At 37.8% G+C, this 23,759-nt stretch carries 18 protein-coding genes and 1 pseudogene; 7 read left to right on the plus strand and 12 right to left on the minus strand.

The annotated features are described in order from the left end of the window. Nucleotides 1–143: 143 nt before the first annotated feature. The 3 genes from ACJROX_RS24825 to ACJROX_RS24835 form a co-directional block, all read right to left on the minus strand. The gene (locus tag ACJROX_RS24825; protein WP_408007889.1) at nucleotides 144–1,730 is read right to left on the minus strand and encodes an oligosaccharide flippase family protein; all 1,587 of its coding nucleotides are present in this window, start codon (nucleotides 1,728–1,730) and stop codon (nucleotides 144–146) included. Next, nucleotides 1,727–2,467 carry a WecB/TagA/CpsF family glycosyltransferase gene (locus ACJROX_RS24830; protein ID WP_408007890.1) on the minus strand — a complete coding sequence of 247 codons (741 nt, stop codon included), beginning with the start codon at nucleotides 2,465–2,467 and terminating at the stop codon, nucleotides 1,727–1,729. The genes ACJROX_RS24825 and ACJROX_RS24830 overlap by 4 nt, the downstream gene beginning before the upstream one ends. Nucleotides 2,468–2,564: 97 nt before the next feature. Further along, nucleotides 2,565–4,478, minus strand: coding sequence for an S-layer homology domain-containing protein (locus ACJROX_RS24835; RefSeq protein WP_408007891.1), 1,914 nt, complete (start codon nucleotides 4,476–4,478; stop codon nucleotides 2,565–2,567). A 201-nt stretch (nucleotides 4,479–4,679) separates the two neighbouring features. On the opposite strand from ACJROX_RS24835, the pseudogene ACJROX_RS24840 reads away from it, so the two are divergent. The 3 genes and pseudogenes from ACJROX_RS24840 to ACJROX_RS24850 all read left to right on the plus strand — a co-directional run. Continuing rightward, nucleotides 4,680–4,970: pseudogene (locus ACJROX_RS24840) on the plus strand (hypothetical protein); the annotation flags it as partial. 153 nt (nucleotides 4,971–5,123) lie between these two features. Beyond that, nucleotides 5,124–5,288, plus strand: coding sequence for an S-layer homology domain-containing protein (locus ACJROX_RS24845; RefSeq protein ID WP_408007892.1), 165 nt, complete (start codon nucleotides 5,124–5,126; stop codon nucleotides 5,286–5,288). A 173-nt stretch (nucleotides 5,289–5,461) separates the two neighbouring features. Continuing rightward, nucleotides 5,462–5,860 (plus strand): hypothetical protein, encoded by a 399-nt coding sequence (locus ACJROX_RS24850; protein WP_408007893.1) that lies wholly within the window; start codon nucleotides 5,462–5,464, stop codon nucleotides 5,858–5,860. A 71-nt stretch (nucleotides 5,861–5,931) separates the two neighbouring features. Here ACJROX_RS24850 and ACJROX_RS24855 read toward each other — a convergent pair whose 3' ends face one another. From ACJROX_RS24855 to ACJROX_RS24870, 4 genes are all read right to left on the minus strand, one after another. After that, complete coding sequence (locus ACJROX_RS24855; protein ID WP_408007894.1) at nucleotides 5,932–7,125, minus strand: acyltransferase; 1,194 nt, start codon at nucleotides 7,123–7,125, stop codon at nucleotides 5,932–5,934. A gap of 371 nt (nucleotides 7,126–7,496) precedes the next feature. Next, nucleotides 7,497–11,816, minus strand: coding sequence for a S8 family serine peptidase (locus ACJROX_RS24860; protein WP_408007895.1), 4,320 nt, complete (start codon nucleotides 11,814–11,816; stop codon nucleotides 7,497–7,499). Between the two features lie 206 nt (nucleotides 11,817–12,022). Beyond that, on the minus strand, nucleotides 12,023–12,229 hold the full coding sequence (locus tag ACJROX_RS24865) for a hypothetical protein (RefSeq protein ID WP_408007896.1): 207 nt from the start codon (nucleotides 12,227–12,229) through the stop codon (nucleotides 12,023–12,025). A gap of 56 nt (nucleotides 12,230–12,285) precedes the next feature. Then, nucleotides 12,286–12,480, minus strand: a complete 195-nt coding sequence (locus ACJROX_RS24870) for a hypothetical protein (protein ID WP_408007897.1) — start codon at nucleotides 12,478–12,480, stop codon at nucleotides 12,286–12,288. A 561-nt stretch (nucleotides 12,481–13,041) separates the two neighbouring features. Here ACJROX_RS24870 and ACJROX_RS24875 point away from each other — a divergent pair. Next, nucleotides 13,042–14,061 carry an S-layer homology domain-containing protein gene (locus tag ACJROX_RS24875; protein WP_408007898.1) on the plus strand — a complete coding sequence of 340 codons (1,020 nt, stop codon included), beginning with the start codon at nucleotides 13,042–13,044 and terminating at the stop codon, nucleotides 14,059–14,061. Nucleotides 14,062–14,102: 41 nt separating this feature from the next. Here the strand turns inward: ACJROX_RS24875 and ACJROX_RS24880 are convergent, their stop codons facing one another. After that, on the minus strand, nucleotides 14,103–14,429 hold the full coding sequence (locus ACJROX_RS24880) for an S-layer homology domain-containing protein (RefSeq protein ID WP_408007899.1): 327 nt from the start codon (nucleotides 14,427–14,429) through the stop codon (nucleotides 14,103–14,105). A 209-nt stretch (nucleotides 14,430–14,638) separates the two neighbouring features. Between ACJROX_RS24880 and ACJROX_RS24885 the strand changes: the two genes are divergently transcribed. Then, a complete protein-coding gene (locus ACJROX_RS24885) occupies nucleotides 14,639–17,599 on the plus strand; it encodes an FG-GAP-like repeat-containing protein (RefSeq protein WP_408007900.1) in 2,961 nt (986 codons plus the stop codon). A 764-nt stretch (nucleotides 17,600–18,363) separates the two neighbouring features. Here the strand turns inward: ACJROX_RS24885 and wecB are convergent. Both wecB and ACJROX_RS24895 read right to left on the minus strand, forming a co-directional pair. After that, nucleotides 18,364–19,509 carry a non-hydrolyzing UDP-N-acetylglucosamine 2-epimerase gene (gene wecB / locus ACJROX_RS24890; protein ID WP_408007901.1) on the minus strand — a complete coding sequence of 382 codons (1,146 nt, stop codon included), beginning with the start codon at nucleotides 19,507–19,509 and terminating at the stop codon, nucleotides 18,364–18,366. 55 nt (nucleotides 19,510–19,564) lie between these two features. After that, nucleotides 19,565–20,083, minus strand: coding sequence for a VanZ family protein (locus ACJROX_RS24895; protein WP_408007902.1), 519 nt, complete (start codon nucleotides 20,081–20,083; stop codon nucleotides 19,565–19,567). A gap of 201 nt (nucleotides 20,084–20,284) precedes the next feature. On the opposite strand from ACJROX_RS24895, the gene ACJROX_RS24900 reads away from it, so the two are divergent. Next, nucleotides 20,285–20,611: a hypothetical protein gene (locus ACJROX_RS24900; RefSeq protein ID WP_408007903.1), complete on the plus strand. Its 327-nt coding sequence runs from the start codon at nucleotides 20,285–20,287 to the stop codon at nucleotides 20,609–20,611. A gap of 144 nt (nucleotides 20,612–20,755) precedes the next feature. Then, nucleotides 20,756–21,115, plus strand: coding sequence for a DUF4870 domain-containing protein (locus tag ACJROX_RS24905; protein ID WP_408007904.1), 360 nt, complete (start codon nucleotides 20,756–20,758; stop codon nucleotides 21,113–21,115). A 69-nt stretch (nucleotides 21,116–21,184) separates the two neighbouring features. On the opposite strand, the gene ACJROX_RS24910 is transcribed toward ACJROX_RS24905, so the two are convergent. Continuing rightward, complete coding sequence (locus ACJROX_RS24910; protein WP_408007905.1) at nucleotides 21,185–22,786, minus strand: amidohydrolase; 1,602 nt, start codon at nucleotides 22,784–22,786, stop codon at nucleotides 21,185–21,187. 94 nt (nucleotides 22,787–22,880) lie between these two features. Beyond that, the gene (locus tag ACJROX_RS24915; protein ID WP_408007906.1) at nucleotides 22,881–23,738 is read right to left on the minus strand and encodes a LysM peptidoglycan-binding domain-containing protein; all 858 of its coding nucleotides are present in this window, start codon (nucleotides 23,736–23,738) and stop codon (nucleotides 22,881–22,883) included. Nucleotides 23,739–23,759: the final 21 nt, after the last annotated feature.

Genomic DNA, 23,759 nt, shown 5'->3' on the forward strand with positions numbered 1-23,759 from the left:
TCCCTAAAAACTCTTACCTCTATACATGATGAACCCTGATTCTTCTAATAGAAGCATGAATTACATCATAATGAAAATTATATCATAATTTTTTCAATAAAATGAAAAACTTTATAGAAATCGTCGAAAAAACGTCTTATGTGTTACTTGTTAGGATGGTTCTGATTAAAACCAGCCTTTTTGATCAGTTTATTTACTCCAGGAATCCGGTTTAATTCTTCAGTTGAAACCCCTTTAAGTACAATAACTGCAAACAAATATACAACAGTCCCTATAATTACTCCTCCGAAACCATAAATAATTGCCTCGAGTCTTCCCCACGTTTGCAACCCTAGGAATAAGGTGGGCACACCAATAAGCGCTCCCATTAATATTGACGATCCAAACTGAACAAAAGTTTCTCTTGTAACAAATTTCACTTTTGTTTTTTTCCAAATAAAATAAGAATTTACAAACCAAAGCAGAATATAAATAAGCAAAGTCGCAATCGCAGCACCAACAAGCCCATAAAATTGAATGAAAACAAAATTGAATACAACCTTTATAAGTGCACCGAAAACAATGATCCATGCAGCCATCTTGGACTCTTCAAGCCCCTGTAAAATTCCCGTTCCAAGTACAGTCAATGATGTAAACACAGCGCTGAGTCCAATCAATGCAAGGACGAGACTTCCATTTAAATCAGTAAATAAACCTAGATTAAGGGGTAATGCCAATGCTAGAAGACCTATTGCTGCCGGCCACGAAAAAAGATGCGCCAAATTTTGTGATTTCACAATAACCTTGTTAGCATTCCTAAAATCATTTTGAGCTAAGTTCCGACTTATCAAAGGAATAAGAGGAAGTACAATGGAGGTGGAGAACACTGTAGCAATCTGCACCAATGATAGCCCACGGCCATATAAACCATATTGATAATTTATTTCCGCACTTTCCCCTCCGGCCATCTTCAAACTGAAAGGAATCGATAAGGAATCAACTACATTCAAGAGGGCCATTGTCAATGCACCCACACAAATCGGTAGGGAGACTTTTAAAATCCTTCGACTGGTTTTTTTAAAGTCTTTCAAACTATATTTTTCTTTCGAAATTGGTTTAAATGAAGACTTTATAAACAGATAACGAAGATATGCGAGAGATAGCAGGGTACCTATAGATGAGCCAATCATCACACCACCAGCTACAACCTCATTGCTGTAATCCATACTGACAGTGTAATAGGCAATTCCAATTATTAATGCTACACGAATGAATTGTTCGATTACTTGTGAATACGCTGTCGGTTTCATATTTTCATAGCCTTGAAAAAAGCCTCTGTAGACAGCCATATAAGGTGCAATCAACAACGTAATCGAGACAATGATAATGGACAATCTCGTCTTTTGTCCCCCTAATACTTGAGCTAATTGTTCAGATAACCCTGTGAGTAAACTGAAACTTACTAACCCAAATAGAACAGCTAAAATACTTGATGTAACGAAAATATTCTTGATTTCTCGTTGATCGTTTTCCACTCTAGCCTTTGAGATAAGCTGTGAAATAGCTAAAGGAATTCCTGCAACAGACAATATCAGTGCTGTCATATAAACTGGATAGACAAGGGTGAAAATCCCTAACACTTCATCTCCGGCAATGTTTTGCAATGGAATTCTGAAGACGCTTCCGAGTATCTTAGAAATCAATGTAGCAATCGTTAAAATCAGTGTGCTTTTTACAAATGTTCCGCTCATTTTCTTCCCTTTACTTTCTGTCCAATCACTTTGATCATGAATTTTGGCAATGCTAACATCCTTCTAGCCCTTGATGGTTGCTTCACCAATCTATAAAACCACTCTAAGTTTAAGTTTTGGTAGATTACAGGCGCTCGCTTCACAATTCCAGCAAACACATCAAAACTACCTCCCACTCCCATAAAAATACCTTTATCAAAATGATGGATATTCTCTGCAATCCAATTTTCTTGTCTTGGTAGACCAAGAGCCACAAAAACCATATCTGGTTTAAGCTGTTGGATTTCATTCACAATATTATTATCTTCCCAATCAAAATAGCCATTGTGCGAACCAACAATGTCTACGTTTGGATAAGTTGCTTGAATATTGGCCTCAGCAGATTGTAAAACCTCTTCTTTTGCACCTAGTAAATAAACTGAAAATCGATTCTCATTTGCAATCTGCAAGAGATTACACATTATATCAAATCCCGAAACCCTTTCTTTAATTGGGGTTCCAAGAATTCTTGCTGCTTTTACAATCCCGATCCCATCTGGGGTGACATAATCCGCATCATTCAAGACATTCTTATAACTAACATCTTCACTCGCATACATGACAATTTCAGGATTTGCCGTGATGACAAACGCTTTACTATCATTTACGATATGTGATTCATAAAGGTGTTTAATGAATGAATCCATTGAGGTATCGATAAACGGTACACCCATCACATCTATTTTGTTTAACTTCATAAATACTTCCCCTTAAAATCTATAATGTTACAAAACTAACATTACCATAACATAAGGGAATGCAACTAGAAATAGTCACATTCCCTAATTTTGATTATTATTTTGCTACATTGATCTTTTTCGCTAAAGTACCGTAATTCCCGTTTCCAAAAATATATGCTTTTAAATAAGACCTTTTTGGAACAATCTGATACCAGGTGCCGTCTGATTGTTTGGACTCGCCGAGGATAGCGACACTGGTCCCCGCTTTAGGGAATTTATAAATATCGTTACCGGAAACGACCTTAGGTTCACTACGTACATTCAAGGACGTAGTAATCGTCATACCTAATTGATAATTTCCTAAGTCTCCACCCTTCAGATATTGATCAGCTTTATACATATAGGCTGCTATTTTTTCACCCCAGTATGGGTCTGATGCATATTTAACATTCATCCCCATCGTCTTATTCCCTAAAAACGTACCATGATAGATATAATGTGTCTCGATAAAGTATTTTGGAATGATATGCTTTTCAGCAGCTTCTTCAATCCCCTCTTCTAAGGACTCGAAAGTGAAGGCATTTTCATAAGGATTGCTGTCAACCGCACCTAAGCCGAACAAATTGTTCTTATCCACTGCGATCTTACTTGTTCCCCATGCACTTTCATGGATTGCATGAGATAAGAAGTATAACGCGTTTACACCATATTTCTTTTCTACCATTTTGAATATTTCACCAGTACCTTCTAATGTTGACTTAGGATATTTACTTTTATAGGTATCTGGATAAGCATCTCTTATGAAAGAGTCTAGCTGCTCAGCTGTATACTTGGTTTTTGTATACGAAGGCAAGTACTGGTAATATTGGTACGCTTGCCCAACTTTATTGCCAGCAGAATTAAAGAACTCATTCCCATCCCAGCTATAATATTTAGTTCCTGTAGTCATGAATGAAGGAGCTTTTCCTATAACAATTCCGCTGTAACTGTCCAACGTAGAACTATAGATATAATGATAAAGATTTCCAGAGTATATAGAGTAATAGGATCTCCCGCTTGATAATTGAAAAGGTGTCAATGTGACATTATCCAATTTCACATAGCCCCGCGTATCCGCAACAGTAACTTCCACCCAATTTTCCCCTGCAGAATGATATTGCATTTCTGTTCCTGTCGTTACATATGTGTAGTTGGAAGAGAATTTCGTACTATCATAGATGATTGTGTAACCATTTGAAATTGTATAGCCGCTTTTCATCCATACAATCTTTTTCCCCTTCATGACAACTTGTGAAGCCGGGGTTTTCACTGCACTTTTTGCATCGCTGTATGTTTCATATTTTTTCACTTCTTCTAATTCTCCAGAAGAACTGATATTTGCAACACTGTACTCAAGGACTGGCGGCGGGGTGATTATGTTCAGCATTCGATAGATAACTAGCGCCGCATCAGCTCGTTTTGTATTGTCTTTTGGACGGTATGTATTATCCGGATAACCGGCGATCAGTTTAACAGAGGCAACCATAGAAACTTCATCCACAAAGTCCTTATGGATCGTGTCTTCATCTTTGAACGTTAAAGGAATTTCTTCCATCTCAATCCCCTTGTAGTGCAAGGCACGGTACATAATTACAGCCATTTCTTCCCTAGTGATTTTTTGATTTGGTTTGAAATCTCTATCAGGATATCCAGTAATGATGTTTGCTGCGACTGTTTGGTTTACGGCGTCGTAAAACCAATCATCAGGTTCGACATCATTAAAAGATTCTGTACTTGGATCAATCGGAAGGTCCAATTCTAACGCCCTTTTCACGAATGCTGAAAATTCTGCACGAGTTACAGCACGATCAGGTGAAAATGTCCCAGGACTATCTCCTTTCATGATTCCTTTTTCGTTTAGAGCCCTCATTTCTTTCTCAGCATAATGTCCTGTTATGTCATCCGCTGCCTTTACACCAGGCATAGCAACAAAAGACACCAACAAAACCAAGATTAATGCTGCTACAATTCTCTTCATATGCGATTGCATACTTCATCCCCCTTCTAAAGTACTATTCTATAACATTATCAAAGTGTCCGTGTAAATTCTATCAATTTTTTATCTATTTCTACATACTTTTCCTATTTATCACAATAATTCCGTCTATGATCAGCTAACGAATGACATTTGAATCCTCGATAATTGGTTAAATTTGTAGAAGTTTCTATGATATACTAGTTTCACGATTAAATAGGGAGAGACAAATATTATGCTTACTTACATAAAAAAATAGTAGATTCAGATAACAGAGCATTAAAAAAGTATTTCAAAATAGTGGATCGGATAAATGAAATTGAGCCTGAAATTGAAAAACTGACCGATGGCCAATTAAAAGACAAAACTGTCTACTTCAAAAGTGCGCTAATTAATGGCGGTACAATAATAACCCGTTCCGAAAAGAAAACAGCTTATCATGCTGATATTACATATGGTGTAGGAAATGAATTCGGTTTTGACTTCTTACGGGATAACCTGGTTTATAATCCACACTGAAAATCCAGCTTTTCCAATGATCTCAGTACTCAGCCACAATGGAATCCTCCAAGGATATAAGGATGGTACTTTCAAGCCTGAAAATTCACGAGATGGCAATCATCTTAGTAAATGCTCTTGGATTAAAAGGGGTCAAGTAATATGTCATTCACTGATGTACCAGAGGACCATTGGGCATATGACGCCATCAATACCCTTGCTGAACACGGAATCACCATAGGTGTCGGGAATAATAAATATGCTCCAAATAAACCGGTTGAACGAGAAGAATTTTCTACTTTCCTTGAAAGAGCTTTACATCAATAAAAATCATTAAACTGTTAGATGAGATGGTTCAAATCTTATCTAACAGTTTTTTAGTAGTGAAGAAAAGGCGTAACCAAATACCTAGGGATAAAGAACTGAGTTTACAGTCATTCCCCCTTTTCATTTTCCAATTTGGTAAAATAATGTTAGTTCACAACATTGGGGGAATCAAAATGAAAGAATGGAAAAAAATAATTGGAGTGATGTTGTTGGCTATCGCCCTGATCACAGGCTGCGGCACAACAACAGAAGAGACTGGGGATCAAACTTCTGGTGACAGTACAGAACAAACAACAAACGAAGATTCGACTGAACAAAATAATGAAGATACTAATGAAGAACCTGCAGAAGAGGATGATGCCACTACAGAACAAAAAACAGGCGAAGGTACCTATAACGGTCAAGCAGATGGCCATACAATCGAAATCATGATGGAAGATGGACCGCAAGCCTTTCAATTTGGTGAAGAACTGAAAGAAAAGGTAGAATCTCTTGAAGTTGATTCTAAAGTCAGTTTTACATATGAAGAAAAAGACGGTGCATTATACCTTACAGATATACAGAAAAAATAAGAATACACTATGAGGCTGACTCTGTATCGAAATAATGATATCTAGTCAGCCTCGTTTACTTTATAACCTATTTAACTGGACAGAGAGGTTGAAGTATTTCTGTGTGCGTCAGCTTTGTATTTACTCCTCGTTTCCATTGGAGGCATCTTACCGAATATGATCCAATATTGAGGAATGAGCTTATAAGTGACCCGTACAATTGCCCAGCTTAAAACAAAGATCACAATAAAGGTTATTAGTTGCCAACCGTGGAATACCAGCGGGGATCCACCTTGTACGAAATACCTCATGATCATAAGAAGCATAGGGTGAATCAAGTATATCCCAAAAGAGGTGGCTCCAATTTCCATAAACAATCTTTTTCTGCTTGGCTGAAAACTCTTCTCTGCCCAATGAGCGAGCAGGAATAATCCCAATCCAGCAAACAATGCATGTGTAGCCCACGTAAATTCAGCAAGATATTGGTTGACCAGATCAGGGAGATTATTTGCCAAGGTACCAGATGTCCCGATTCTTACCAAATACATATATCCAGTGTACAGAACCACTAGTGCACCATATGAGAAAAAGATGAACGATAAGGTTTTAAACCGAATGAGATGATCCTTCATTTTTTCACGTAAATCATGATAATAGATACCTAGATACGCTCCTACGAAATAAAAGGACATATAAGATAATGAAATGGATCCCTTCAACGTGATATGGAAATATTCCTTGTTTAGATATACCCATATCCATTGAATGGCTATACCCAGCCAGAAGGCGTGCTTTCTTAAAAGCTTGAACCTTTTAAACAACAACATAAAGAACGGGAATAATAAATACAATTGAACACTGATAAAGACAAAATATAAATGCGGATGTGCCTTACCTAGAGCAACTAGGTATAAAAATTTATTTACGGCAAACCCAAAACTCGGATAGTCATAATAAGCGAACCATTTGACCCCGAAATAAAGTGCGGAAAAAAGCAGATAAGGAATCAAAATATATTTTAATCGTTTAATATAAAAATTCTTAATCAAAGTTGCATCGGTTTTTCGAGGATAATAGTTATAAAAAAGGACAAAAGCACTCAACATGATAAATGTCGGTGTACCAAGTTTTCCAGCAACATTAAAAAAATTGTAGATTGGAAATAATAAAGAATCCGTCGGTACACTCGTAACACCAGTAGATGAGGAATGCACCAGCAATACTGCAATAATAGCAAACGCTCTTGCCAATTGGATTTCATCCAAGTTCAATCTCCGTTTTTCCACTCCCATAACTTCACCAACTCTACTAAACTATTGTTATATTCTTACAAAATACGACATGTTATTAATACTACCATGCCTTACCCATGAGTCAACAGGGATAAAACATTTTCACAAAACATTTAAAAAACTATGAAAGTATAGGCTTTGTTATACTTTATTGTTAATTTCCGCAAAATTCACTCCCTTTCCGCGGGCGATCCGCAAGCCCCCTCGCGAGTTACTCGCTGCAGGGTCTTGCCTGCATCGCTTATCCCGCAGGAGTGTCGCGAATTTAGGTAAAATCAAACTTAGTTAGAAATCAACAGTATTATTTAACAAAGCCAAAGTTAAAAAAGAGCAGCCCATAAGGACTGCCCTTCTGTACCTACATATTAATTCTTGAAACGATCGTCTTTCATTCTAATTAATAATGTAGCAAACTCTGCTCTTGTCAGCTTATTATTCGGTTTGAATGTGTTATCTGCATAACCAGCAACATAACCATTTGCGACCATTGTATTAATGTAGTCGACACTCCAGTGATCAACCGGGATGTCAGTAAATTTGTGCTCTGCAGACCCCTTCAAGTCATAAGCTTCCACTAGGATTTTCGTCATTTCTGCACGTGTAACCTTAGCGTTAGGGTTGAACTTGCCATTAAAGCCAATCATAATTCCCTCATCAGCAATAGCAGCAATCTCAGCATAACCATAGTCACCAGATTTTACATCCTTAAATCCAGGGTCTGGACGATCATCTGTGCTAAGACCAAGTTCACGTACAATCATTTGAGCTGCATGCACTCTAGAAACTTCATCGTTAACACCAAAGTTTCCATCTGTATAGCCATTGATAACCCCCATGACATTCAGTGTTTGAATAGCATCCTTAGCCCAGTGATTATCTTTTACATCTTTAAAATCTTTTGCTTTCTTATCTGTCTTGTAGATCATGATATTCTTCGTAGTTGTATTTCCAGCAAGATCAACTAATTTCAGTTCGATGCGATTTTCGCCATCTTTTAATGAAACTTCTTCCGTCAATTCTTTGGTGAAAGATCTCATTTCATATGGCTCTTTGAATTCTTTGTAATAAACCTCACTACCATCGATATAGAATCGTAGTTGATCATAGTTATCCGAGAGTTTGAAATCGAGCTCGACTTTATCTTTGTTTGTAAAATGTGGACCTTCGACGTCAAGTTTCGGTTTTGTCGAATCGATGACGACTGTGCGTTTGAATGAAATTTCATTTCCGCTAGCGTCGACACCAACAAAATGAATATCCTTGATTCCGTCGGTTTTGAATTCTACATTCGTATCAAAGGTATATCGCTTATTCGAGTCATCCCATGTCAACTTAGCTTGTTTACCATTGATAAGAAGCTTTTCAATATCGGAATCATCGTTTACATAACCTTGAACTTTAACTACTTTGTCAGCATACACACCAAGAGCTTCAGGAGTTACTGCTGTAACGAATGGAATTGTTTCATCAGCTTCGCCAGCTGTATCCATACCAGTGTTTCCTGCCCAGTCGTGAGCAACGACTTTCACAGTTTTCACATCACTTGTTTTTTCAAGAGTATATTCTGTTGCATTACCTGCTAGAGGTGTTTCAAGGACGCTCTTATTGTTGACCAATACATCAATGTAGGAAACGCCTACACCTTCATCATTAGCAGTCCAAGTGATCTTTCCAGACTCAGCATCGTATGATACATCAACGGATGGATCTTTAGTATCGATGTATACTGGGATTGTTGTCGATTGCCACTCAGCATCTGCATAATCCACTACAGATTCAATTTGATAATGGTATAATCCGTCTTTCAATACCTCACCTTTATGTTTTCCATTCCATGCTGCTGCATCAAAAATGGTGTACATTTCTCCTGCTCCACCATCGAAGTAATGCTTTCTGACATCATTTTCCGTACGTAGCGTTAACAATTCATTTTCATCTTCATCTAATACGGAAAACTTCACTTTCTTTGCATTTCTTAGGAATGATAGAACTGGTAACACAGTATCTTGTACACCATCACCATTTGGTGAGAAAGCCACTTTGTCACCATGTGCTTCATCAGATACAGCATTTGTACCCAAGAAACCATAATCGTTTCCAGCCGGGGAAACCAACCCAGTGATATCATAGAATGACCCATCTTCATAAATGGTCTTGTCTACGATAGGAGCTTGATCCCAATCACCATTAAATCCTACATAAGGGACATTCAATTCAGGGTTCGTATCATTAACATCTGTGAAAGATACAAATCCTTCTACAAAATGACCATTTTCAAATACTTCTGATAGCGGCCAGTTATTACCCCAATCAACTGCATCTGTTAAGTCGATTGACACTTCAACCTCGATTGAATCATTTGCAGGGACGAGTACATGATATTCATCATCAACTTCACTACCGTTAGCTGAAGTGATCTCGATCGGGAATTCACCAGTATATGGAGCATCCTCACTGATTGTCCCATCTTTGAAGATCCCTTGAGTTTCAACATAATTATATCCGTCGAAAACCAAATCAGTTTGTACAGTTCCTTTTGTCTTATAAACTGCACTTTGATCACTGAAGTTTTCCAGCTTGAGTGTAAATGAAGCTTGACCATCCATTTCTTTCAATGCTGCTTTACCTATCCCAGATTCAACTTCAGTAACTACTACAGGCGTACTCATCGCAGCATGAAGATCCATCAAACCAGAACCTTGTCTGCGAGGTGAGTAATTCAATCCTGGTTTGTAAAAATCGTTGTATAGACCTTTATCTATTTGTGGTTTTGACGTGTTCATTAATATGTTCTTCGCCATTTCCACACGATCTGAATTAGAAAGATCGAATTCTTCATCCACTCTTTGCATAACTAATGCAGATCCTCCAGCCACATGAGGTGCAGCCATAGACGTTCCACTCATCAATCCGTACTTGTTATCATTAAGAGTTGAAAGGATATTTCCACCTGGTGCAGTGATTTCAGGCTTGAAATCCAAGTTAGGTGTGGTACCCCAAGAAGTGAAGCTTGATAGCTTACCATTTTCAGGGTTTAATGCTGTAACTTTTTCACCCTTGAATGCTATTTCGACAGTCTTATCTGCATTCAATTCATCTCTCAGCTGGTCTCCCGGTTGCTTCAAGACGAATAATTGTGGAATAGTGATACTAGGATCAGTCGCCATACTTACATAGCCTGATGTATTGTTAAAGATGATGACACCGGCTGCACCATGCTCTTGCGCATTCAATGTTTTTGCAACGAATGTCGCTTCACCACGCTGGATAAGCGCAATCTTACCTTCGACGTCTACACCTTCGAAATCGTTTGCATCTGGATCAACTTCTGAATCACCAGGCATTCTTCCAAGACCTGCATATACGACTTCATAGTTTCCTTCTCCTAATGAAGATGGATCCACACTGCTAGCAGAAAGATAAGCTACAGGATCACGCTCTTCTCCATCAACTGTTACGTTGAATCCTGCTAAATCAAGATATTGGTTTTCAAAAGAAGCGACTTGTAAAGAATCAGTAGACAATCCTGGAGATCCAACTACCCCGATATCAGGGTTGCTAGCATATGGATTGTCGAAACCTTCTCCGAATCTAGCAGAGTTACCACCTGAAATTGCCATCATGACTCCGTTGTCAACTGCTCTTTCAATCGCTTTTTGTTCTGGGTCTTCTGGTCGCACAAATGCAGCAGTTGAACCCAAACTCATATTGATGACATCTGCTCCTAACATGATCGCATCATCAATCGCTTTTACATAAATGTCACTATAGGTGAACGGCATTCCAGGGTCATTTCCAAATACCTTCATTCCCAGGATTTGTGCTTCAGGTGCAACCCCTTTGATTCCACCGTTTTCTTCATCACCATTTGCCCCCACTGTACCGGACACGTGCATACCATGCATACTAGCACCAGGTCCTAGATCAAGGACTTCTTGATTTTCATCTGCATAGTTATATCCATAAGGAACTTTTTCAGTAAAGTACTTTCCGGCTAAACCTTCTTCAGCAATCATGTCTTTAACGGATTGTTCAGAAAGCTCAGGGTCTGTTTCTTCGCTCAAAACCATATCTCTATGGTCTGGATCGATACCAGTGTCGATGACTGCTACTGTCATTCCTTCACCCTTATAACCGAAATCTTCCCATGTTTGTTGAGCCTTTACCAGTTCCTTACTATAAATCATATCTGGTTCTTCGAGCTCAGGTCTCTCATACTTGTGGGCAATATGTACATTCTCTACATTAGCTTGTTTTTCAATCATCTCAATGAATTTGTATTGTACTTTACCACTGAATCCATTGACAATTGTTGTGAAATTTTGGTTGTATTCCATTGGAATTGAAGCTTTTTTGATACTGTCTTTCACTTTCTTTTGAGCATCAAGAGCATCATTTCTCAGCTTCTTTTTATCTGAAGCGGATAGTTTTTGGTAGCTCTTACCAGAACTCTGTGCCGAAAACATCGCCGGTTCGTCTTTCAACTCTACGATGATTCTTACTTCATCACTTGGCTTGTACTTCTGTTCAGAGTTTTGTTTCTCAATGGTCTTGACCAATTGACGATCTTGCTTTTGCACTTTTTCTAGTGAACTCTTAGATACTGGACTTGTTGCACCAAAAGCAACATTAGAGAATGCCAGTAAGAAGATTACTAGAAATAGAAAAGGCTTGCGCATTTTCATCCCTTACAATTCCCCCTTATAAGTTTTGGTGTAATCATCGAAAAAAAGAGAATTTTTCCGAAAATTACATAAATTTATTGTAATACAAAAGTCTTATATAAGTCAATTTCTGTTTATTGTGGAATGTTCTTCAAAATATAGCAAATTACCACTTATTATCTTAGATTTCGACATAAAAAGAGAAAACCCTGATTCATCAGAGTTTTCTAATATAAATTGTTATATTCTTTAAAAACTGTTCCATCAAGAGTTGTTCCAACAACACCTTTTTCCTTAATTAAATCTGTAAATGTATTCACCAATTGATATATTTGGGTCAAAGTTGAAACAGTTTTTCTCTTATCACTGTTTACCCATAAATCAGCAACAGCACTAGAAATTTGAGGAGTGCCAATTTGAATATTTAATTCCATTAGAAGGTTAAAAGTATGTTCTTTTTCTTCACACACTTTTAACTCGTTAATTTTATCTATAAGAAGCTGAAGTTGTTAAGATGACCTTCCCCTACTAGAAAATTCACATACTCTGCGTACCATGTGTCTGCTAGTACATCTGAAAAGCTTTCAGAAGCAGATCCAATAGTTGGAGCTACCACAGAAGCAGCCATAGCCGCTGTTAATGAAGTGGCCATGAATTTGCGGTAAGACTTAGGTTGGTAAGCCATAATTTGTATTTCCTCCCTTTGATATGTAAAAAATATATTTATTTGACTAGCCTCCAACACAACTATGTTATTTTTTGACGAAAAGCACCGTAATTCTCGTAACATTATCATGTTAGAAAACTAGTAAATAACACCTGTAAAAAACATAGATATTTAGCAACACACTCAACAGTGTATTATCCAATAATTACCTAGTCAACTACTTTTATATAATTTAGTAATTTATAGGATATAATGGATAATTTTGTTTATATTCAACTAATTACATAGAGTGATATCAAAATTTCGTGGTTTTTTCACAAAAATTACTATATCTATATCCTTCTTGTTTTCAACCACATTATTAATATCGGATTAACCCCTATAATGTTTATAGTGATATTTGAACTATTACAAACAAATTACTTTGAAACTATATTATTTGAAAATAACCCCTATTATTTTTATAAAAATATTGTAGAACTTTGTTAAACAACTGTAATCTTTTAGGTTATTTTTGTATGCTAAACTTTATTTTGTAAGAATAAATAGAAAATTGTATGAATAAGGGGGAGGTTTTCAGTGTTTCGTAAAATACTGAGTATACTTGCAGTGGTTTTGGTTGCAGCTACCCTAGTGACACCATCAGCCTATGCGAGCAGTAAAGGGGATCAAGTTGCCTCGATTGCAACAAAGTACATAGGAACACCTTACAAATACGGAGGAACGACACCGAGCGGATTCGATTGTTCCGGATTTCTCGTATACATATTCAATCAGATTGGAGTTTCAATTCCTCGAACTACCCTGTACCAATCCAAGACTGGTACAGCAGTTTCCAAGTCCAATCTTCAGCCAGGAGATATTGTTTACTTTTCGAATACCTATAAAGCAGGAGTTTCCCATACGGGTGTCTATGCCGGGAACGGAATGTTCATACACGCATCTTCTAGTGGGGTAACCAAAACATCCATCAACGATCCGTATTATTGGGGACCTAAATACACAGGGGCAAGAAGAGTCATAAAAGAGGAAGTAAAAGAAACAAAGCCTGAACCACTTCCGACACTCCCTAAAGGGGAATATCATGACGTTCCAAATGATTATTGGGCTTACGATTCTATTACATACTTATCTAAAAAAGATATCATAACAGGCTATGATCAGAGTCTATTCAAACCTACTAACTCGATTACGAGAGCCGAAGTTGCAACCATGCTCGCCAAAGCATTTGATCTTACAATAAAGGACGGAAAATCAAAAGCACCTGACGTTCCAGAAAATCATTGGGCAAAAGGAGCAATTAACGCTTCGTTGGAGGCTGGATACTTCAAGGGCTATCCAGATAACACATTCCGGCCTAATGAGGAAATTACACGAAGTGAAATTGCTTCACTCTTCACAGATGCTTTTAATCTAGCAAAAGTAGGTTCAGCAACTAACTTTAAGGATGTACCGGAATCGCATTGGGCTTACAACCCGATTCAAAACGTCTCTACCAACGGTATAGCCGCTGGATATACAGATAACACATATCGTCCTAAAAATAATGCAACAAGAGCTGAGTTTTCAGTATTTTTACATCGCGCAATGAATAAATAACAAAAAAGGTTTGACCCGAATTAAATCGGACCAAACCTTTTTCATTGTTTAAGTATGCGGCTGACAAATACGGCGAATTCTGCTCTACTGATCTCCTTAGTAGGTTTAAAGGTTCCATCAGGATAACCTATGGTCACTCCATTCGAATAGAGACCTTGAATAGGTTCATAAGTATAATGACCTTTATTCACATCAGTGATTTCCCTATAAGTATCAACCTTTAGATTGAACGCTCTTTTCAATAATACGGCAGCGTCACCGCGCGTCAATGAGTCATTAGGATAAAATCTACCATCTGGATAGCCCTTTGTAATGCTTCTTTCAGTTAGAATCTGAATGACACCAGATGCAAAATAAGACTTACTCACATCTTTATAAATTGTACCTGTCCTTGTTGTATCAAGCCCGAAATTATTTTTATATCTAATAATATGTCTTTACGACTTCCACAAAATTGAATATCCGGCACCAATCTAGTATTATAATTAAATTGGTTATAATTCTTTACTAAATTTATGAAATTGGTCCTTTATGGATTTTCACTCTTTAATAGTGGACGTGGAGTGTGAATGAATAAATGAAAAAAACTATTGTTACTTTTACTATCGTCATCTTATTACTGGAAGTTTACTTTTTAATAGTCTTCAATTCTAAACCACAGGTAATTGATGCCCTTGTAATCTATGAGGAAAAGTCAGAAAACTATATAGATACATACCAACACTTACGACAAACACTGGTAGCAAACACAAACGTCGAAACAATGCCAATCAGTGTCCTTAATTCTGTTGATCTTACAAATTATGAAGTCATTTATTTAGATCCAAGTATTATAGGAAATAAATTCTTCAACCGAAGCAAGGAATCGATACAGTATTTTGTCAAGGAAGGTGGCTATTTATTTCTTGAAAATGAGTTTTATAAAGAATTCCCCAAAGAATTTATTGGAGCTCAAGATTTCAAAAAAATAAAAGAGTTTCCGAAAAACCTTGCCTACCCAACTGATGACCGTGATGTCAGTGGAATTCAAAAATTAGTTGAGCAATTCAATCAGGATTGGGATTGGGGATCAACGAAGGACTTTATGGATTTAGAACTAGGAGTAGGAGTCATACCATCTACAGCCCGTTCCATTGTTTCTGATGGTGAGGTCTCCCTATATACATTGAATGATATCGGAGATGGAACTGTATTTTTTGCAAGTGAATTATTACCTAACGACCACTATGTGACAAGATACGATTTTCAAAAACAATATAAAGATCAGGAAGACTTTCATTATACTTTTACAACCGGAAACTTTTTATTTCGCAATGAATACATATCTTATGTAGCCAAAGACATGTACGGTTACGCTGTCTCAAAGGTTCTTGGTACACACGGACGTCCTGGTGTAGCAATTCAACATACGCTAAAGGAAAACAATGCTTTTTCAGAAGCTAAGATGGAGCCATTTTTAACAAAAATCGAAAAAGAAAACTTGATTCCTTCTCTTTCTCTTCCGCAATTCACATATTCACCAAATAAATGGAAGGAGGATATTTCTTATTTCTCTAATATCGGGAGTAAAGAACAGCCATCATTTAATAATAAGGCAGCACAAATGAACATAGCATCAGATACAGATTTAGCTTTACCTACATACCCTGAACCACTACCCCTGGACGCTGAAATCAAGCTTCCATATCGTGCTTATATCGACATCAAGGATATGATTGACGATGATATTCAGGATCTTATCGCAGGAAGTGCTGACGGAAAGATTTATTACTATGAAGGAACATTAGAGGATGAAGAATGGATCCTACAACCAAAAGGTCCATTGGAACTTGAGACTGGACAAACAATCGATCTTGGAAATTATTCAAGCCCACGTTTAGTTGACTATAACCAAGATGGGAATATTGATATCATTTCTGGAAATCAAAACGGACAAATTGTCGTATTACTCAGGAATGAAGATGATCAATATGCGGCACCAGAGGAACTCTTCAACAACAAAAAGAACTATGAATACGTAACGCCTGAAATAGGTGATATTGACGAGGATGGTATCGATGATCTTATATATGGCACAGGGTCAGGGGACGTCTATTTCCGTTCAGGTGAAAAAGTTGAAGACGGCGATAATAAATCTGAGAAAAGACCCTCTCTCCTTTTTTCAGATAAAGAACAACAATTAGTAAGCAATGAGGGGAATATCAGAGTAAGTAGTTTTGCTGCCCCAAAACTCATTGACTATGACAATAATGAACAACTCGATCTTCTCCTCGGTTCTGGAAGCGGGTTTGTTAAACGCTATGAAATGAACAAAGGGCAATTTATAGATAAGGGCTATGTCCTATCTTCAAAACTAAATCCTTTTGGTGATAACAGGTTATGGAACGGTAAGAACTCTGTTCCTGCAATGGCTGATGCAGATGATGATCAAAACATGGATTTGATCCTCGGACTGCTCACATACGGTAATAAATATTCTATTGATTCCTCTGATTATCCATATAAAGATGAACTTTCAAAAGTAGCAAGTAAAGTAATGCAAAACAAAGTGCGAGTTTACCCTCATCTGTTCATGAATTCATTGAAAGATAAAGAAACATATTTAAACGATTTCGAAAGATTAAAAGAATCATTTGAAATGCATAAACTTGATTGGAAGCCAAGTGGATTTACTTTTACATCAGATCCTTTCCGCTTTAGTGACGATCAGAATGCATCAAAGGTTCCAGAGATTGATGAGGTTTGGTGGTCTGCAAGGCTTGAAGGCACAAATTATGATAAAAACGACACCTGGACATTGCCTTTTGCAATAATGAGTGGTAAAACAATGGTTGATGAAGTTTATCACGAGCCAAATATCGGCAAGGAAAGTACTTTATCGAACTTTGACTTACCTTTTATAAAGGAAATTAAAAATATTGAGAAACTGGATTATTTAAGTAATCTTAAAAATTTAGTAACTGGGACGGATTATAATGTTATGACTACAGAACAACTTTATAAAAGCGTTTTAGCAACTCATCAAACGACTAGTTCATTAAACTACAACCCTATTGAAAAAGTCATCTCAGATTTTCAAAACCTGATACGAAGAAAATTACATCATACCGTTTACATTGAAGGTAACGATCAAGATATGAACCATGAATTGATAAACCCTTATGAGCAATCGATAGGCTACAAAGTTGAAATGGGTGAAAAATATAAGGGATTTGTATTTAACACTGATGCTCCAATTCATATGAATACCGGATCGACGTTATATTTTTCTGGCAAAGATAAAGTCAAACTAAAACTGATGACAAAATACGTAAATGAGCCTCACATAATGCGAAGTAATGTACCAATCAAGGTCAACCAACAAAATAAAAGTGTTACCGTCAACTTTCTAGAATCAGGAATGCAACAAATTAAAGTCTTTGCACCTGAAGGAATAAAAATGACAAGTAAAGAATGGGATATGCAGGAAAACGGAAGTACTTATATCTTAACCAGATACGGGGAAGAAACGTCCCTTAACTATTCTTATAAAGATTAAATCGGGAAATAGAAGCCTCTATTAAAGGGGGTTCTATTTCTTTTTACGGTATAAAAGTCACCACTCTAAAATGATAGATAGGTATTTCCTCACGCTGACACATAATTAGATAAATCTCACAATAGTTACGTAGTTTATTTTAAGGGGGTACAAATATGAGAAATTTTTCAGAAAGAAAAACTTACCATCATCAGTAAAATCGAGATAAAAGAACCGGTCACAAAACAGACCATTTAACAAAATCCGGACATACTAATATCCCCTATCAATTCCATTTTGTCACTTTTTAGTAAGTAGATTATATCATTAATCTTTATGTTCACAATATATATTTTGGTAATTAATGAGAGGAATTGTCTAATTAAAAAGAACCTTATCTATATATGTAAGCTCTTCAAGTATACTTTTTCCTATTTTTGATAGAAACCGTTGTATACATCATATATAATGAATTGGTATTCATTTCTAAAATTATATCAAGCTCAAACAAAACGGGCGTATTGCTTAACGTAATCTTGCAAACCAGACCATTTTGGGGAAATCTTCCGTGGTGGGGTTACCGGGACTCATTACTGGTTCACTACTCATTTTTCGTAGCAAGTTATAATGAGTGGCACAAACAAAAAACGTCTAAAGGCAAATCAACAATTTTAACGTTATTCAAGAGAAGGTCATCAAAAAAGATCGCACGTTGGGATTAATCAATTGTTAAAAGAAGGGCTCACACATTCAAATTGTGTCAGCCCTTTATTATTAATATTTTTTTATACTTGAAACTCATTTGGTCGTTCATTTCTTTTTTGGAAATGATACAGGATCGCTTCAACAATTCGACGCGATGCTTCTCCATCTCCATATGGATTCGAGGCTTTTGACATTTTTTCATAAGCCTCTGTTTCAGTTAAAAGTTCATTGGCAAGCTGATAAATATGGTCTTCTTCTATCCCTGCCAACTTGAGTGTACCAGCTTCAATTCCCTCAGGTCTTTCTGTTGTATCCCTCAATACAAGTACTGGAACCCCTAAAGAAGGTGCTTCCTCTTGTATTCCACCAGAATCTGTAAGAATGATGTGTGCTCTGGAAGCTAAATTATGAAAATCGATTACACCTAATGGTTCGATCAGATGAATCCGCTCGTGCCCGCCCAATTTATCCTGGGCGACCTCACGAACTGCCGGGTTAAGATGGACGGGATAAACCACCTGAGTATCCTTATGCTCATCCACTAATCGACGGATGGCTGAGAACATCTGGCGCATAGGCTCACCGAGATTTTCTCGACGATGAGCAGTCATCAATACAAGGCGATCGTCATTCAATTTTTCCAGCACGGAATGTTGATAATCCTCTTGTACAGTTGTTTTTAAAGCATCAATCGCTGTGTTACCTGTAATGTAAATATTCTCTTGTTTTTTGTTTTCCTTAAGAAGGTTGGCTGCTGAATTGTTTGTAGGTGCGAAGTGCAAGTCTGCAAGAACACCTGTCAATAACCGATTCATTTCTTCTGGGTAAGGGGAATATTTGTTACCCGTTCTTAATCCTGCCTCTACATGTCCAACAGTGATTTGATTGTAAAATGCAGCCAGGCTTGCCACAAAGGAGGTTGTCGTGTCTCCATGTACCAATACAATATCCGGCTGAGCTTCTTTTAGTACCCCATCAAGGCCTTCTAATGCGCGATTTGTTACTTCCATCAAATTTTGACGTTGTTTCATGATATTCAAATCATAATCCGGAGTTACTTCAAAGATCTCCAATACTTGATCGAGCATTTCTCTATGTTGTGCTGTCACCGTTACGATCGATTCAATTTCATCAGGATATTTTTCCAATTCAAGGACAAGCGGACACATCTTAATCGCTTCGGGTCTTGTCCCGAAGATCGTCATGACTTTAATCTTTCTATCCATACGATTTCCCCCTAACTTTATCTATGTTCAATGGTACTTTTTCACAATACCCAGGTCAATTTTTTTCTGAAGTGAGTTGTGTTTGATTCTGTTTTCGGACTTTCTTATATATAAGGTGGTGTGCTAGTAATACTCCTAAGATTGCTCCGAAACTATCCAAAATAACATCCTCGACATGAGGCGATCTTTGCACGGTGAACCCCTGGTGGATTTCATCTGAAGCAGCATAAATACTTGTCAGGAGCCATGAATAAAAAATGATTGGCTTTCTTGTTTTAATGGTGATTCTTAATGCCCTGTAGATGAGGAAGGCCAGAATCAAATACACTGTCACATGAGCCCCTTTTCGTATGAAAAACTCTATGTATCCCGCTTCACCTAACAATTTGACACTTACTTCTTCTCCAGCATAATTAAAAGCCAGTTCAGAAAAATAAGTTGTAACCCATCCTAGTTCCAAAGTATCAAGGAATAATGGTTTGATATCTTGATCACTGTATGGTTGGGAGGAAGAATAAAAGATCATTCCCATCCATATTAGTACTGGCCCCCAATAAAGTAATAGTTTCTTCATTTCCATCCCTCTGGATCTCATTCTAAAGCAATGTCGCTTTCTTCATCTTATCATAGTACCCGACCGTATTCATTTGACATTCATAATTTTCATAACAAATCTTTTTTTGCTATTTTAAAGAAAAAAGGAAAACCTTTTGATAAGTGAACCGTATATAGTTATGTAGAGGTTAATTTGTTAGAAAAAGGAGCGTAAAATATAATGAAAACATATAAAGTTCTTCAGTGGGTGACCGGAGGGTGTGAAGCTTTCCTTGCGATCCCGTTCATTGGGGGTACATTCGTCTTAGCGAATTGGTACATCCCTCTGTTTGTAATGTTAGGGCTTCATATTGTTACACTTGTATATGTTAATAAGGAAGCAAAAATTGGTTTTCAACGAGTTGGAAGCATTTTCGGGATCATTACTTCATGTATAGCCTGGTTCCCTGTTGTAGGCTGGTTGATGCACAGTATCACAGCCATCATCCTATTAATCAGCGCCGCACGAAAAGACAAAGATGAAGACGAAGTAGAAGTGATCGGATAACCGGTACCAGGCTCCTTTTAAGAACGCAGTCATATCAAGGGGTTTGAAACGGTGCCTGGCACCCATCAAGAACTCAGATATACCAAGGGTTGCAAATCGGTGCCTGGTACAACTGTTGACTATTTATAAAAAGGAGCGATTATTTTGGATTATAATAATGAATTATCCAAAGATGAGAAAAATTGGGGTATGTATGTCCATCTAGCTGCTTTTGCAGGTTATTTGACAGCAGCGCTCGGTTTCATAATAGGACCGCTTCTGCTCTGGTTACTTAAAAAAGATGAATACGCCTATGTGGATTATCACGGCAAAGAGGCATTGAACTTTCAGATCAGTTTCTTCATTTATGGACTTGTGGCTGGAGCGTTAATGATTATTCTCATAGGATTCGCGTTACTTCCGATTGTGGTGATCTTACATCTTGTTTTCATGATCATTGGAACAATCCGAGCAAGCGAAGGTAACTACTACCGCTTTCCATTAACGATTCGTTTCATTAAATAGTAATGTCAAAAAGCATGCGTTCAACTATGAGCGCATGCTTCTTTAATCTGGATAATTGTTAGATGTCCTTTATTCTTTTTTATAAACTCTTTCCCCATCAAACCATGTTTCCATCACTTGAATATCCTTTAATTTGTGCGGTTCGACTTCTGCTGGATCATCTGATAATAGGATGAGGTCTGCTACATAGCCCTCTTCCAGCTTCCCTTTCTTATCTTCTTGAAAATCGAGATAAGCTCCTGTTTCGGTGTATGATTTGTACATCTTGTCGAGTGGTAATTTCTCGTCTGGAATCCAACCACCTTCAGGATTTCCGTCTTTGTCAGTCCGGTTTACTCCAGCAAAAATGTTAACAAGAGGCGAAAGGTCACCGATCGGGCTGTCAGAACTGCCGGTATACGGAATTCCCAATTGATCAACAGTATCCCAGGGGTTGCAGTACTTTTCCCGCTCCCTTCCGACCCAATCACCTGTTTTATCATATTCATCCATCATAAAGCCAGGTTGGATTTCAAGAAAAGGTTTGATTTTCTGCAGCCTCTCCAATAGATCAGGCGCTAAAACTTGAGCATGAATGATTCGGTGGCGCATTTTCTCCGCCCCAACTTGCTCGATTGCATTAAGGGCTTGTTCAACGGCTCGATCTCCAATAGCATGCATGGCGACTTGCATGTTGTTTTCATCCGCAGCCTTAACCATTTCATTCAATTCTTCTTGAGTGTAAATCAACTCGCCTTCTGTTTCCGGTTGATCATGATAGGGTTCTCTTAACGCTGCTGTATGGAGTCTTTGTGTCCCATCTAAAAAGATCTTAAAAGCACCGACTGTCACCCGGTCTGTCCCATCACCGGTGCGTTTTTTATCGTTTACGATGAAGTTTTTCAAATCATCTACATGGTAAACATAATGATGAAGCTGGGCTTTGATTGGCAGTTTCCCATCTTTTTCAAGATCGGTATACGTCCGCCACACTTGATCATAGGATCCTGCAAAGTTGACATCATCCGTTTGAACAGAAGTAATTCCGTTCTCAAGTAAATGCGGAATGGCGTCTTCTATGGCTTCATATGTCTCCTCTTCAGTTTTATTGCGGAAATGGAACTTGATGAAATGGACTGCTGTATCTTTGAATCGACCGTTCCAATTACCTTCTTCATCTTTTTCAATGAACCGATCATGATTTTTTCCAAGCTCCGGCTCTTTCCTTAATATTTTCAGCGCTTCTTCATTCACGATGCATTCATGACCATCATCATGTAGAAAGAACATCGGTTTCTCGTACTCGAGCTCTTCTAACTCTTTCGCTGTCAGAGGATGATCGATGTCTTCGAATTGGTCGTCAATCACTCCCCGACCGATGACCCAATCGTGCTCTTCCATCATTTTTTCATTGTATTCATCGTGTACGATTTCTTTCATTTCACGCCAAGATCTCACCTTCCGAAGGTCGAGTTCCTTCTTCATTAAGCCATAGCGAAGCAGGTGCATATGTGTATCATTGAAGGATGCTGTTACTGTCGCACCATTCCCGTCGATAACATTCTCAGAACTTGTATCCGCCCTTCCCTTGTTGATCGCTTTGATTTTCCCATTTTCAATTTCTATATGATGGATTTGCTTGTCCTCTTTTATACCTGGTCGATAAATATATACATTGTTTATAATTGTCATGATCATTGCCTCCTAAACGATAAAATTACGGATAATCCCTTAACTCTTATTAATTCGACTACCCGTAATTTCTTAAAAATAATCTTCAAGAGGTCTACTTGGGAATTATTACCTGTTGACCTGGATAGGTCAAAGATGAACTCAATCCATTTTCTTTCATTAATTTCTCTACAGAAACACCATATTTTTGTCCAATGTCCCATAATGTATCGCCTTTTTGGATCGTGTACATGCTGTAGGAATGGACCACAACATCTTTCGACTTTTCCTCACTAGGTAAAAGGATCGTTTGGCCTGGATAGATCCAATGTGACCTGATATCATTTAATTTTTTCAAAGTCTGGACATTCGTCCCGTATCGTCGGCCAATATCCCATAGCGTATCGCCTTTTACAACGGTATGGAGGCGGACCGATTTAACGACTACTTTAACATCTTCAGTTTTCTCAGCCTTCCCTTTCCCCTTTACGACGGTTAACTTCGGTTCTTTATCAACCTTTACACTGTCTGATAATACTCTTCTTGCTGTCACATACCGGTCGCTCCAATAGTAGGGAGAAAACGGGTTGGCATATCCGACACCCTTGCTTTGGGCACCGATCATTCTCCCATTTCCTGCATATATCGCAACATGATTGATTTTCCCATTAAAATTCGTATCGAAAAACACAAGGTCACCCGGTTGCAAATCTCCGCTAAGTACAGGCTTTCCAACTCCTGCCTGAGCCATGCTCGTTCTTGGCAGCTTAACCCCATGTTGACGAAAAACCGTCGCTGCAAAAGATGAACAATCGAAACTGGAGGTATTCCCCACTGCCGAGCCGTACCTATACGGTGTTCCTAAGTACTTCTTCGCGCTTTCGATCACCTCTTCTCCGGAATGTGCATACGCCTCTGTCCCGACTGTCATCACAAAGCCAGCCGCTAGTGCCCCAGGCAAAACCTTTTTCATCCGAATCCCTCCCGTATTTTT

This window comes from Pseudalkalibacillus sp. A8 (assembly GCF_045920555.1).
In the GTDB taxonomy this organism is placed as follows: Bacteria; Bacillota; Bacilli; order Bacillales; family Fictibacillaceae; genus Pseudalkalibacillus.